This window comes from Kocuria salsicia (genome assembly GCF_039532055.1).
Classification (GTDB): Bacteria; Actinomycetota; Actinomycetes; order Actinomycetales; family Micrococcaceae; genus Kocuria; species Kocuria salsicia.
Genome location: NZ_BAAARF010000003.1, coordinates 879,754 through 893,309 on the forward strand (window position 1 = coordinate 879,754; position 13,556 = coordinate 893,309).

11 protein-coding genes are annotated in these 13,556 nt (G+C 70.7%); 4 read left to right on the forward strand and 7 right to left on the reverse strand.

Annotated features, from left to right (window positions below; genetic code table 11):
* Positions 1-46 precede the first annotated feature (46 nt).
* Complete coding sequence (locus tag ABD264_RS03895) at positions 47-1,435, forward strand: CapA family protein (protein ID WP_344204387.1); 1,389 nt, start codon at positions 47-49, stop codon at positions 1,433-1,435.
* Between the two features lie 61 nt (positions 1,436-1,496).
* On the opposite strand, the gene gatB is transcribed toward ABD264_RS03895, so the two are convergent.
* From gatB to gatC, 3 genes are read right to left on the reverse strand one after another with little or no spacing between them, the layout of a single operon-like run.
* Entirely contained in the window at positions 1,497-3,002 is a 1,506-nt protein-coding gene (gatB, locus tag ABD264_RS03900) for an Asp-tRNA(Asn)/Glu-tRNA(Gln) amidotransferase subunit GatB (RefSeq protein ID WP_145009613.1), read from the reverse strand.
* Complete coding sequence (gene gatA / locus ABD264_RS03905; protein WP_144942020.1) at positions 3,002-4,603, reverse strand: Asp-tRNA(Asn)/Glu-tRNA(Gln) amidotransferase subunit GatA; 1,602 nt, start codon at positions 4,601-4,603, stop codon at positions 3,002-3,004. Before gatA ends, gatB begins: the two co-directional genes overlap by 1 nt.
* A gap of 2 nt (positions 4,604-4,605) precedes the next feature.
* Entirely contained in the window at positions 4,606-4,902 is a 297-nt protein-coding gene (gatC, locus tag ABD264_RS03910; protein WP_144942018.1) for an Asp-tRNA(Asn)/Glu-tRNA(Gln) amidotransferase subunit GatC, read from the reverse strand.
* A gap of 169 nt (positions 4,903-5,071) precedes the next feature.
* Here gatC and ABD264_RS03915 point away from each other — a divergent pair, with 169 nt between their 5' ends.
* Together ABD264_RS03915 and ABD264_RS03920 are read left to right on the forward strand one after the other, a co-directional pair.
* The gene (locus ABD264_RS03915; RefSeq protein WP_144942200.1) at positions 5,072-5,566 is read left to right on the forward strand and encodes a hypothetical protein; all 495 of its coding nucleotides are present in this window, start codon (positions 5,072-5,074) and stop codon (positions 5,564-5,566) included.
* A 239-nt stretch (positions 5,567-5,805) separates the two neighbouring features.
* On the forward strand, positions 5,806-6,984 hold the full coding sequence (locus ABD264_RS03920) for a calcium:cation antiporter (protein ID WP_144942016.1): 1,179 nt from the start codon (positions 5,806-5,808) through the stop codon (positions 6,982-6,984).
* Between the two features lie 61 nt (positions 6,985-7,045).
* Here ABD264_RS03920 and ABD264_RS03925 read toward each other — a convergent pair whose 3' ends face one another.
* Positions 7,046-7,744 carry a maleylpyruvate isomerase family mycothiol-dependent enzyme gene (locus tag ABD264_RS03925; RefSeq protein WP_144942014.1) on the reverse strand — a complete coding sequence of 233 codons (699 nt, stop codon included), beginning with the start codon at positions 7,742-7,744 and terminating at the stop codon, positions 7,046-7,048.
* Between the two features lie 137 nt (positions 7,745-7,881).
* Positions 7,882-10,032: an ABC transporter ATP-binding protein gene (locus ABD264_RS03930; protein WP_303105042.1), complete on the reverse strand. Its 2,151-nt coding sequence runs from the start codon at positions 10,030-10,032 to the stop codon at positions 7,882-7,884.
* A gap of 125 nt (positions 10,033-10,157) precedes the next feature.
* Between ABD264_RS03930 and ABD264_RS03935 the strand changes: the two genes are divergently transcribed.
* Complete coding sequence (locus ABD264_RS03935; protein WP_344204397.1) at positions 10,158-10,790, forward strand: PH domain-containing protein; 633 nt, start codon at positions 10,158-10,160, stop codon at positions 10,788-10,790.
* A gap of 11 nt (positions 10,791-10,801) precedes the next feature.
* On the opposite strand, the gene ABD264_RS03940 is transcribed toward ABD264_RS03935, so the two are convergent.
* Entirely contained in the window at positions 10,802-11,932 is a 1,131-nt protein-coding gene (locus tag ABD264_RS03940) for an ABC transporter permease (protein WP_303105046.1), read from the reverse strand.
* Positions 11,929-13,464: an ABC transporter permease gene (locus ABD264_RS03945; protein WP_055086059.1), complete on the reverse strand. Its 1,536-nt coding sequence runs from the start codon at positions 13,462-13,464 to the stop codon at positions 11,929-11,931. Before ABD264_RS03945 ends, ABD264_RS03940 begins: the two co-directional genes overlap by 4 nt.
* Positions 13,465-13,556: the final 92 nt, after the last annotated feature.

The window sequence follows — 13,556 nt, forward strand, 5'->3', positions numbered from 1 at the left end:
CTAAATCGTCATGGTGGCGTGCCTCACCCGGCGCTAGCATCGGGGCATGACTCCCCTGCCGACGACCGCCAGGACCCCCGACCACCGCTCACGCCTGCGCGGGCGTCTGCCCGTGGCGGTCGCGGCGGCGACGCTGCTGGTCACCACCGGCTGCGGTTCGCCGACCGGTGGCGGGGACGCGGGCGGCGAGCGGGCGGGAGGCGACGCCGCGGCGTCGTCGTCGTCCTCCGGCGGCTCGGCCGGTGCGGAAGGCGAAGGCACCGCACCCGACCGGTCCGCAGCCGCTTCCACGGACTCGACGGGGTCCCACCGGACCGAACCCGGCAAGGGCCCGGCGTGCCCCGAGGACACGTGCCTGAGCCTCGCGGTCAGCGGCGACCTGCTGCTGCACGAGGGCCTGTGGAGCCGGTTCGCCGCGGACCCGGCCCAGACCGGCGGCGCGAACTTCGACTTCGCTCCCCTGCTGGCCCAGCAGAAGCCGTACCTGGAGAACGCGGATGTGGCCGTGTGCCAGGCCGAGACTCCCGTGGCCCCGAGCGGCGGGCCGTACTCCGGGTACCCCGAGTTCAACGTGCCACCCGAGATCTTCGCGGCGGCGAAGGGCGCGGGCTACGACGCCTGCACCTCCGCGAGCAACCACTCGATCGACCAGGGGACCGAGGGCGTGGAGCGCACCCTGCGGGCCCTCGACGACGCCGGTCTGCAGCACACGGGCTCGTACGCCACCGAGGCGGACTCCGAGGAGCCGATGATCGTGGACACCCCCACCGGGAAGCTCGCCGTGGTCACGGGCACGAACAGCCTCAACGAGAAGACCGCGGACCAACCCTGGCGCGTGGACCGGCTGCGTGACGGGGCGGACCCGGCCGTCGGGGAGCAGGCGGCGCGCGAGGACGTGGCGCACGCCGTCGCGCAGGCCCGCAAGGCCCGGGAAGAGGGCGCGGACGTGGTGGTGGCCGCGATGCACTCGATCCTCGAGTACACGGACACCGCGGACGAGTACCAGCGGACGACCGCCCACGCCCTGGCGGACTCCGGCGTGTTCGACGCCGTGTACGGCCACGGTTCGCACAGCGTCCAGCCGATCGAGAACTACCGCGACACGTGGATCGTCTACGGGGTGGGCAACAACGTCACCGAGACCGCCCCGCCCGTGAACGAGACGAACAATCAGGGCATTACGGCGCGCTTCCAGTTCGCGCGCTCGGGCGACGGCGACTGGCGCGTGAGCGATCTCGCCTGGGTCCCGAGCTCCAACACGCAGGGCGGGGCCTACGCGTGGTGCCCCGTGGCGTCGGACGCCCCCTCGGGGGTCTGCCGCTCGGAGGCGGAGGACGCCGCCATCCGCGAGCGCATCGCGGGGATCGTGACCACGGACTCCGCGCGGGAGCACGGGCTGCACGAGTGGAAGCTCAGCGAGGACCGGAAGGACTGAGGGCCGGTCCGGGATCGTTTCCGGACCGGCCCTCAGCGACCACTCGTGCGAAGAGTGCGGATCAGCCCTGCATGCCGAGCTTCTCCAGGATGATCTGGCGCACGCGCCCGGCGTCCGCCTGACCGCGCGTGGCCTTCATGACGGGTCCGATCAGCGCGCCCACGGCCTGCACCTTGCCGCCCCTGATCTTCTCGACGACGTCCGGCATCTGGGCCATGGCGTCGTCCACGGCGGTGCTCAGCGCGCCGTCGTCGGAGACCACCGCGAGGCCGCGGGCCTCGACGATCTCTCCCGGCGTGCCCTCGCCGTCGACGACGAAGCCCAGGACCTTCTTGGCAAGCTTGTCGTTGATCTTGCCGCCCTCGATGAGCTGGTTCAGCTCCACCACGTGCTCCGCGGCGACGGGCAGCTCCGCGATCTCGACCTCGCGCTGCTTGGCCAGACGGGCGATCTCACCCATCCACCACTTGCGGGCCGTGGCGGCGGAGGCACCCGCGGCGATGGTCCGCTCGATCTCATCCATCACGCCGGCGTTGACGACGTCGCGAAACTCCTCGTCCGAGTAGCCCCAGTCCGCCTTCAGACGCTTGCGGCGCTCGGACGGCGGCTCCGGCAGAGTGGTGCGGATCTCCTCGATCCAGTCCGCGGTGGTGACCACCGGGACCAGGTCCGGCTCGGGGAAGTAGCGGTAGTCGTCCGCGTCCGACTTCGGTCGCCCGGCCGTGGTGGAGCGGGTGTCCTCGTGCCAGAAGCGGGTCTCCTGCGTGACCTTCTCCCCCGCGGCGAGCACGGCGGCGTGGCGCTGGATCTCGTAGCGCACGGTGCGCTCCACGGCGCGCAGCGAGTTCACGTTCTTCGTCTCCGAGCGCGTACCGAACTGCGTGGCGCCCTTGGGCATCAGGGACACGTTCGCGTCGCAGCGCACGTTGCCGCGCTCCATGCGGGCGTCCGAGATGCCGAGGTTCTTCACGATCTCGCGGATCGCGGCCACGTAGGCGCGGGCCAGTTCCGGCGCCCGCTCCCCCGCACCCTCGATGGGCTTGGTGACGATCTCGATCAGGGGCACGCCGGCGCGGTTGTAGTCCACCAGGGAGTACTGGGCGTTCTGGATGCGCCCGGCGTCACCGCCCATGTGCGTCAGCTTCCCGGCGTCCTCCTCCATGTGGGCGCGCTCAATCTCCACCCGGAACTCCGTGCCGTCCTCCAGCTCCAGGTCCAGGTAGCCCTCGTACGCGATGGGCTCGTCGAACTGGGAGGTCTGGAAGTTCTTGGGCGTGTCCGGGTAGAAGTAGTTCTTCCGGGCGAAGTGGCACTTCTCGGCGATCGAGCAGTTCAGCGCGAGGCCCAGCTTGATCGCGGACTCCACGGCCTTGCCGTTGACCACGGGAAGCACCCCGGGCAGGCCCAGAGACACCGGTGTGATGTTGGTGTTGGGCTCGTCCCCGAAGGTGTTGGGGGCGGCGTCGAACATCTTGGTCTTCGTGTTCAGTTCCACGTGCACCTCGAACCCCAGCACGGGGTCGAAGCGCTCGAGGGCTTCCTCGAAGGACAGCACGTCCTGGCTCATCACTTGCCTCCCTGCGCGGCGGTGGCCGCGAAATCATGAACGGTGCCGGCGACGTCGCCGCGGTGCTGCCACAGTGGCCCGCCCCACTTCTCTGCGAGCAGCCGCTCCAGGCCTGCCCCCGCGCGGTAGACGCGGGCGTCCTCGCGTGCCGGTGCCATGAACTGGATGCCCACGGGCAGCCCGTCCTCGGGCGCCAGCCCACCGGGCAGCGAGAGCGCGGGGATCCCGGCCAGGTTGGTGGGGATCGTGGCGATGTCGTTGAGGTACATCTGCATGGGGTCCGCGGACTCGTCCACGCCGCCGATGTCGAACGCCGTGGTGGGTGCAGTGGGCGAGATCAGCACGTCGGCCTTCTCGAACGCCGCGGCGAAGTCGCGCTGCACCAGGGTGCGCACCTGCTGCGCCGAGCCGTAGTAGGCGTCGTAATACCCGGCGGACAGCGCGTACGTGCCCAGGATGATGCGGCGCTTGACCTCGTCGCCGAAGCCCGCGGCGCGCGAGGCGCCCATGACCTTCTCGATGGTGGGCGTGCCCTCGGGCGTGACGCGCAGACCGAAGCGCACGCCGTCGTACTTGGCGAGGTTGGAAGAGACCTCCGAGGACATGATCAGGTAGTAGGCGCCCAGCGCGTACTCGAAGTTGGGGGTCTCCACCTCCACGATCTCCGCACCGGCCCGGCGCAGCAATTCGAGGGACTCCTCAAAGCGCTGCTGCACGCCGGCCTGGAAGCCGTCACCGGTGAGCTGCTTGACCACGCCCACGCGCAGGCCCTTGAGCCCGCCGTCCGCGGCGCCGGTGCGCGCGGCCTGAGCGTAGCCGCCCACCGGGTCTGGCAGGGAGGTGGAGTCTGCGGGGTCGTGGCCGCCCACGACCTCGTGCAGCAGAGCGGCGTCGAGCACGGTGCGCGAGCACGGGCCCACCTGGTCCAGCGAGGACGCCATGGCGATCACGCCGTAGCGCGAGACCGAGCCGTAGGTGGGCTTCACGCCCACGGTGCCGGTCACGGCGGCCGGCTGGCGGATGGAGCCGCCGGTGTCCGTGCCGAGGGCCAGCGGGGTCTGGAACGCGGAGACCGCCGCGGCGGAACCGCCACCGGAGCCGCCCGGGATCTTGGTGAGATCCCACGGGTTGCGAGTGGGGCCAAAGGCGGAGTGCTCCGTGGAGGAGCCCATGGCGAACTCGTCCAGGTTGGTCTTGCCGAGGATCGGCATCCGCGCGGCGCGCAGTTTGCGGGTGACGGTGCCGTCGTACGGGCTCATGAAGCCCTCGAGCATGCGGGAGGCCGCCGTGGTGGGCTGGCCCTTCGTGACGATGAGGTCCTTGACGGCCACCGGCACGCCCGCGAGCTCGGGAAGCTCCTCACCGTTCGCGCGGGCCTCGTCCACCTCGCGCGCCACCCGCAGCGCCTCCTCGGTGTTGCGGTGCAGGAAGGCGTTGAGCCCGTCCGTACCGCGGGAGCGGTCCTGCGCGTCCAGCGCGGTGCCGTCCGTGGCCTCGATGTGGTCCAGGTGCGCCTGCACGGCGTCCACCGAGGCGACCTCGCCGGAGGCCAGCTTCGCCGCGAGCTCAGCGGCGGAGAGTTCAATGATCGACTCGCTCATGCTCACTCACCGTCCAGGATCGCGGGGACACGGAACTTGCCGTCCTGGCCGTCCGGGGCATTCAGGAGGGCCTCCTCCTGGGTGAGCGTCTCGCCCACGACGTCATCGCGGAAGACGTTCTGCAACGGCAGCGGGTGGCTCGTGGCGGGGACGTCGGGTCCGGCGGCCTCGCTGACGGAGGCCACGGACGAGACGATCAGTTCGAGTTCCCCGGCCACCCGGGCCAGTTCCTCGTCCGTCATCTCGATCCGCGCCAGCTCCGCCAGGTGCGCCACCTGTTCGCGGTTGATCGCAGACATGCATGCTCCTGGGATTGACTAAAGTGTTTCCGATCCAGTCTAGCGAGCGCCTACCCTGGACTCATCACACCCGTTGCCGCTCCACCGTTCTAAGGGGTCCTCCTTCGTGGCTCAGTCCTCCGCTCGCCCTTCCCGACGCCGCTCCACGCCCGCCCGGGGCACGTCCCGGATGACCAGGGCCGAGGCCGCCCGCGCCCGCGCGGACCACGACAACGCCTGGCGGCAGTGGATCTCGGACTCCGCCGTGGAGACCGTGGACACCGCACTGAGCCACGTGCAGGCCGTGGTCGAGGAGCAGGTGACCGCCTACGGCACCTTCCCTGCGTTCCTCGTGACCGGTGGCAAGGACGGAGAGTTCGAGCTGAACTCCGTGGACCCGCAGGAGGCCGCCGGCATGCGACCCGAGCAGATCCTGGACTCCTTGCGTGCCATCGCGCGGGAGAAGGCTCCGAGCATCCTCGTCGGTGCTCTCGCCTACCCCGCCACCCTCCCGGACCGCTCTGGCGCCGCCGCGGTGATCGCCGAGGTCGAGCACCGTGAACGACTGAGCCTCGAAGTGGTCCAGGAGTACAAGGTGGTCTCCGCCAAGGGCCGCACGTTCGTGAACTTCGAGGACCCGCACACCGACCGCGCAGACCCCTGGCTCTTCGGCGTGCGCGACTGATCCCACCGCGCGGCACCGCGCCGCGCGCCGTCGGACCCGGACCGTTCGACATCCCGGGGGGGGCGGCCCCACCCGCCAGGGGCCCGCCGCGGCGCAGTCTCTCTCCCCCCCCCCCCCCCCGGCTGCCGGGACGACCCGGTCGCCGTCCTAGATTCCGGGGACGACCCCGCCTCCAGCGGGGCAGCACACGGTCCCGCGCCGACCGGTGCCCCCGGCCCCGAGGAACCAGATGACCCGAGATGACCGCCGCCCTGCGCCGTGTCCTGACACCCCTGACGACCGCCCGCGCCGCCGTGGGCTGGCTCACCGTCCTCGTGCTGTGGGCAGTCTCTGATCTCCTGACGCCACCCGTGCCGGCAGTCCCGCTGCTGGTTGCGCTCGCCGTGATCGTAGGCGTGATCATCTTCGCCTCGACCGGCGTGGTCCACCAGGCGGAGCAGCTCGCGCGCCGGCTGGGCGACCCCTACGGGTCCCTCGTACTCACCCTGTCGATCGTGATGATCGAGGTGGTGCTGATCTGCGCCGTCATGCTCGGCCCCGGTGAGCACCCCACGATCGCCCGCGACTCGGTCATGGCGGTGTCCATGATCATTCTCAACCTCGTGGTCGGACTCTGTCTGCTCGTGGGCGGTCTGGCGCACGGGCACCTGCAACCCAACCGCACTGGCGTCTCCACCTACCTGTCCCTGCTCGTGGTGCTGTGCATGCTCGCCTTCGGGCTGCCCGCGGCGCTCGGCACGGACGGCGCGTTCCGTCCCTGGCAGGTGATCGCGGTCGTCGCTGTGACCCTGGGCTGCTACGCCGTCTTCCTGTGGCGCCAGACGGGCGCGCAGGCGGAGGACTTCACGGAGGTGGGCGGCGCTGCGCCGGTGAGCTCCCCTGTTCCCGGCACCAGCGGCAGCGTTCGAACCGGGGACGACGACGCCGCGTCCCGCCCTCCGCTGGGAGAGGTCCTTCGCGCGCACCGCCCCGAGCTGCCCGCGCGCCTGGTGGTCCTCGTGGTGAGTGTCCTGCCCGTGGTGCTGCTCTCCCACGACATGGCCGCGCTGCTCGACGACGCTCTGGGCCGCGCCGGCGCCCCGCCCGCCGTGGCCGGGGTGCTGATCGCAGGCATCGTGTTTCTGCCGGAGTCCATCACCTCTCTGCGGGCGGCGCGTGCCGGGCGGATCCAGCGCGCGAGCAACCTGTGCCACGGTGCACTGGTCTCGACCGTGGGCCTGACGATTCCCGCCGTGCTCGTGATCGGCCTGCTCACAGGTCAGACCGTGGTGCTGGCGGAAAGTCCCGCGAACCTGCTGCTGCTCGGGGTCACGCTCGCGCTGTCCACGGTCGCGCTCGCGGCGCCCCGCGTCACCGCCGTGCACGGGGCGGCTCACCTCGTGCTCTTCACGGCCTACGGCATCGTGGTCTTCTCCTGACGGGACGTCGCCGGGTCCATTCCCTCGGCAGCGCGGGCGCGCGCCGCCGTCGTCCCGGGTCTCACCAGCTCGGCAGCTCCGGCAGTGCTCCCTCGGTCTCGACCGCGGCGGTCTCTCCGCGGGCCAGCCACAGCAGCAGGCCCACGCGGTCCCCGGTGACGAGCTGACCGCCGTCGCCGACGACCCACTCGTCGTGCTCGTCCGTGCGTAGCGTCATGCCCGGAGCGTTCTTGGCACGCATGGTCTTCACCGCGGCCTCCAGCGCGTCGAGCACGGACTCGGGCTCTGCTTGCGCGAGCGACCAGGAGGTGTCGAGATCCCAGTGGTGCAGCACGATCTCCGTGATCCGCACGGCGGGAATGGACACGGCGGGAATGGGCTTGCCGTGCAGGTCCAGCACCTCGACCGCCAGCTCCCCCTCCAGCCGCTCACACTGCTCAGCGAAGAAGCGGGCGCTGTCCACGAACGCCTGGACCAGCTCCTCCCGGGGCAGGACCGCGTACGCCTCGATGTCCTGTTCCCGTGCCTGCCGGGAGTCGTAGGGCTGCTGGGCCTCCCCCGTGGTGGCCCAGTCGACCAGCCGGACGAGCGCCCGGCCGTTGGAAGCCAGGTGGGCGACCACGTGGGCACGGTCCCACCCCTCGCACAGCGACGGCTCAGCCAGCTCTGCGTCTGAAAGGGAGTCCACGGTGGCCAGGAAGCTCTCGGTCTCCCGCCGCAGTCGGGCGAGGTCCGAGGTCACGCGCAAAGGGTTCGTCATGGACCCCACTGTAGTGAGCCGACCGTGAGCCGCGCCATGACGAAGGGCCCAGGGCGGGAACCGGTCATCTGCGGTTCCGTCATGGGCCCTCCTGGCATCCGCGGTTCAGGGGCTCAGGAGCTCAGGAGCTCAGGAGCTCAGGGCAGCGTCTCCGCCAGCTGCTGGCGCAGCTCTCGCCGCGCGCGCTGGGTCTGCGGATCCGGCACGGGCACCGCCGCGAGCAGCCGCTTGGTGTATTCCTGCTCCGGGTGGCGCAGCACCGTCTCGCGCGAGCCCTGCTCCACGATGTGCCCGTGCTGCATGACCACGATGCGCCGGGCGAGCCGGTCGATCACCGCGAGGTCGTGGGTGACGAACAGGCACGCGAAGCCCATCTCCGCCTGCAGCTCCTCGAAGAGGTCCAGCACCGTGGCCTGGACGGACACGTCCAGCGCGGAGGTCGGCTCGTCCGCGACAAGCAGCTTGGGCTTCAGGGACAGGGCCCGGGCGATGCCCACGCGCTGCTTCTGACCGCCGGAGAGCTCGTGCGGGTAGCGGTTGCGGTAGTTGCGCGGCAGCCGAACCTGGTCCAGCAGCTGCTCGATCCGGTGCTGCAGCTCGGCACCCTTGGCCACCTTGGCCAGGTACATGGGCTCGCCGATGGACTCGCCGATCGGGAGCCGCGGGTTCAGTGACGAGGACGGGTCCTGGAAGACCATGCCCACGTCCTTGCGCACCCGGTCTAGCGTGGAGCGCGGGGCACCGTGGAGTTCAACGCCGTCGACCACCAGCGAGCCCTCGACCACCGGCAGCAGGCCCACGGCGGCGCGCCCGATCGTCGTCTTGCCGGATCCGGACTCCCCGACCAGGCCCACGGTCTCACCCGAGGCCACGGTCAGGCTCACGCCCTCCACCGCGCGGAACGCCGGGTTGCGGCCCTGCTTGGGGTACTCGATCGCCACGTCCTTCAGCTGCAGGATGGGTGCCGCCACGCGCTGGGCGAGCGTGTCCATGGAGGCGGACTCTGCCGTGCTCCGGTCCACCACGATGGGCGCGGCCACGGAGCGTTCGAGCGCGGCCACCATGTCCACGGACTCGTCCCCCTCCGTACCCTGCCCCAGGTGCGGCACCGCCTCCAGCAGGGTGCGCGTGTAGGGGTGGCGCGGAGCGGAGAAGATCTGTTCGGCGCTGCCCTGCTCCACGATCACGCCGTTCTGCATGACCGCGATCTTGTCCGCGAGGTCCGCCACCACTCCCATGTCGTGCGTGATGAGGATGACCGCTGAGTCCAGCTGGTCCTTGAGGTTGCGGATCAGGTCCAGGATCTCGGCCTGCACGGTCACATCCAGAGCAGTGGTGGGCTCGTCCGCGATCAGCAGCTTGGGGTCGCACGAGAGCGACTGGGCAATCATCGCGCGCTGGCGCTGGCCGCCGGAAAGCTGGTGGGGGTACGAGCGGAACGCCTTCTCTGGGTCCGGCAGCTCCACCATGGTGAGCATCTGTTTGGCGCGCTCCGCGGCCTCCGTGGGCGAGATGTCCCGGTGCAGGCGCAGGGTCTCCACGATCTGCTGGCCCACCGTGTACACGGGGTTCAGCGCGGTCATGGGCTCCTGGAAGATCACGGCAATCTCCTCACCGCGCACCCGGCGCAGGGCACTGCCCCGCAGCCCGATCAGCTCTTCACCGCCAAGTTTCGCCGAGCCACGCACCCGCGCGTTGGACGGCAGCAGCCCCAGCATGGACATCGAGCTCGCGGACTTGCCGGAGCCGGACTCACCCACGATCGCGAGGACTTCACCGGCGGCGACGTCGTAGTCCAGGTCGATCGCGGCCGGAACCCACTCGCGGTCCACGCCGAAGTCCACGCTCAGGCCGCGCACGCTCAGCACGGGCTCCCCGCGGGCCACCTTCGTCCGGGAGCGGCCACGCCGGTCGCTGGGCTCGGCGCGCAGGGCTCGGCGGCCCCGCTTCTTCGTCCCGGCCGCGGCGCTGGCGTCCGTGGCGGTCGAGCCGTCGACGGCGTTCCCCGCCTCCGACGTGGCACCGGAACTGTCCGGCGCGACGCCCTCGCTCGCCCCGAGGACCTCGGCGCTGCTGGTCTCAGCACCTTGGGCCCCGGCGTTCTGCGCCGCGGCATCACCCGTCGGCGACGTGGCCACTCGGCCGTCTCCGGCCAGCGAGCCGTCCCACGGGGCGTTGTGCTCGGCGGCGGTCGGGCCCTGCGCGGGGACCGCATCCGGAGACTGGGCTCCGTCGCGAGGATCGGGCGCACCCTCGGGGACGCCGTGGGGCTGGTTCGAGGTGCTCATCGTGTGTGCTCCATCGTATCGAGAACGTGGTGCGCGGGGCGGACGCGCGCGGAGTGCGGGGCACTGCGGTGCCGGGCAGCGGAGGGTTCACGGTGCGGGGCCGCAGACTGCCTAGCATGGGGACCATGCCGACCAGCTACGACGCAGCACCGGAGCACGAGACCTACCGCGGGGCGTCGGCCCCGTGGCTCACAGGATTCCTGGTGCTGCTGGGACTGTCGGTGGGCGTCTCGGGCTGGGGCCGCACCCCGGCCCACCACGCGGCGGCCGTGCTGGGTGCCCTGGCCCTCGCGGGGCTGGGCTACACGCTCTACTGGCGTCCCCGGCTGGAGGTCCACGAGCGGGAGGTGCGCCTGGTGAATCCCCTGCGCACCGTCTGCGTGCCGTGGGCGCAGATCGTGGACGTGGGCACCCGGTTCGCTGTGACCCTGGTGACCGACACCGGGAAGCACTCGAGCTTCGCGCTGCCCGCGGCAGGTGCCGGGTCGAGCCTCCGCGCGGGCCCGGACGCCGTGAACCGGAACCATCCGATCGCCCGCCCGGACGGCTCGGTGCGCGTGGGCGACCTGACCTCCACCGCGTCCGGCGCGGCGGCCCACCGGGTCCGCAGCGTGTGGCAGCGCAGGATCGAGACCGGCGAGCTCGACGTCTCCTCCGCGGACGGATCCGAGGACCCGGTGCGGGTGCGGCTCACGCCGGGACCGCTCACGACCACCCTGGTGCTGGGGGCCGCGAGCGCCGTCCTGTTCACGCTCTGATCCGGGGCGGGTCACCGGACGCCCCCGCCGTCAGCGGCAGGGGTGCCGGCCGCGCCCCCGGGGGACGACGCCGTCGCCGTCGTCGCTGCGTCGCTCGCGTGCTCGTCACGGCCGGAGCCGATCTCCCGGGCCCGCCGGGGGTTGAACTTGCGCTGGCGCGGGTCGAAGGCGTCCCGCAGGCCGTCGCCGATGAAGTTGATGGTCAGGGCGATGGCCACGATGAACACGCCGGGCCACCAGAACAACCAGGGGCGGGTGGCGAACGCGGTCTGGTTCTCGCTGATCAGACGGCCCAGTGACCAGTCCGGCGCCTGGATGCCGAGGCCCAGGTAGGACAGCGCGGTCTCCAGCAGGATGGCCGAGGACATCAGCAGCGTGATGTTCACGGTGATCACGCCCACGGTGTTGGGCAGGATGTGCTTGAAGATGATCCGTCCACTGGAGGCCCCCGCCAGGCGTGCGGCGTCCACGAACTCCCGCTCGCGCAGGGTCAGGAACTCGCCGCGCACCAGCCGCCCCAGGGGTGGCCATGAGGCCAGGCCCACGAGCAGGCCCAGGGCCACCACCGTGGCGAACGTGGGCAGGCCGTGGCTGCGCACCCAGGTGATGGCGAGGCGCCCGAGCAGGGCCGCCAGGATCACCAGCGGAATGATGATGATGACGTCCGTGAGGCGCATCAGAACGGCCTCGGTCCAGCCGCGGAAGTAGCCCGAGAGGCCACCCACCACGGTGCCCACGAGCCCAGCCACGACACCCACCACGATCATGACCACCAGGGAGTACTGCGTGCCCTGCATGGCCATGGCGAAGAGGTCCCGCCCCAGGTTGTCCTGGCCGAACGGGTGCTCCCCGAGACCCGGGGGCAGCAGGGAGAGGGTGGGCCGCCCACCGTCGAGCACGGTGCCGGTGGCGTCCGGACTCCACTTCCACCAGCCGGGGACGGGCCCCACGCCCAGGGAGGTCACGGAGAGCACCACGATGAACAGCAGCACCACCAGCGAGACCACCGCGCCCGTGTTGCCGAAGAACCGCTGGCGCACCAGCTGGCCCTGACTCTTGCCGCGCACGTCCTGGGGTTTCTCTCCCGCCTCGGGGACCTGCCCCACAGGCTGGGGGACGTCGATCGGTTGTGGCTGGCTCATGCTTTCACCCTCACGCGCGGGTCGAGTACGGAGTACACCAGATCCGCCACCAGGTTGAAGACCATGGCGACGATGCCGGTGACCAGGAAGACGCCCATCACGGGGTTGGGGTCCACGTTGCGCACGGACTGGACGAAGAGCTGGCCCATGCCGGTGAACGCGAAGACCGACTCCGTGATGATGGCACCGCCGATCAGCCCACCGATGTCGTAGGCCACGAGCGTGGCCAGCGGGATCAGCGCGTTGCGGAACGCGTGGCGCATGACCACCGTGCGCTCGGAGAGGCCCTTGGCGCGCGCAGTACGCACGTAGTCCTGGCCCATGATCTCGAGCATCGAGGCCCGCGAGTACCGGGAGTAGGAGGCCAGCGCGAGCAGCGTCAGACAGATGGTGGGCAGCAGCAGGTGGGTGAAGCGGTCCAGACCCATGGTCCAGAAGTCACCGGTGAGCCCGGGGGTGGCCGAGTTGGCCGTGGCGATCGGGCGGCCGCGGATGTGCCCCGAGTTCACGTAGCTCGGCCAGGACTGCATGAAACGGTCCAGCACGAGCAGCAGCGCCACGAAGAACCCGGTGACACCGGCCACCCGGGCGCCTTGGCCGCGGTCGTAGCCGCCGGCGAAGTACCCGATCCCGGCGCCCACCAGGACCATCACGACCGTCAGACCCAGCACGGTCCAGACCCCGGCGCCCTTGAAGAGGGACTGCACCGGGAAGTACAGCACCAGGCCCACGAGCACGGTGCCGAGCGCGGCGTAGAGGGCGCGCCGGTTGCGCAGCCCCGCCATGAGCACCGTGGCGATCACGGCCACGAGGATCCCGGTCAGGGCGATCAGCGGGATGCCCAGGAACGGGTGGTTGAGCCAGTTGGTGGCCAGCACGAAGTAGACGACGCCGAAGGTCACCACAAAGCCGAGCACCCCCATCAGGATGCGGGTCCGCGGCCTGCCGAAGGAGACGAGGTACCAGATCACGCCCAGCACGAGCGATATCAGCAGGATCGAGCCCATGGACATGGCCGGGTTCTGCAGGAAGTCGTTGAACTGGATGGCCACGACCTCCTTGAGCAGCACCGCAAGCCAGAAGCTCGGCAGCGAGAAGCACAGGAAGGTCAGGAACGTGATGCCGTAGTCCAGCCCGGAGTACTGGCGCAGGGCGGAGACGATGCCCAGGGTGATGCCCACGACGATCGCGAGGATCGTCCCCACGGTCACGAGCATGATGGTCTGGCCCATGGCGAAGGACAGCAGGCTCGTCACCTCCTGGCCCTCGCGGCTCACACCCAGGGAGCAGGTGTCCGCGAAGGGCACGAGGCACCCGGCGGCCCCGCCGAGCCATGTGAAATAGCGCAGCACGGGAGGGGTGTCCAGGTTCAGCGCCTCAACGCGAGCCGGGATCAGCTGCTGCGCGTTGGGGTTGCCGTAGAGGTCCCACAGAGGGTCACCGGACGCGGCCGTCATGAGGTACACGATGAAGGACGCGCCCAGCAGGATGAGCACGGCTGTGATGAGCCGTCTGAGGATGTAAGAAGTCATGTCGCTGCCTCGGAGGACGAGTGGTGGTCACGGCACTGCGCAGACGCGGGGATCCCGCGCCCACGCAGTGCTCGTGAAGGGGTTGACCCGGT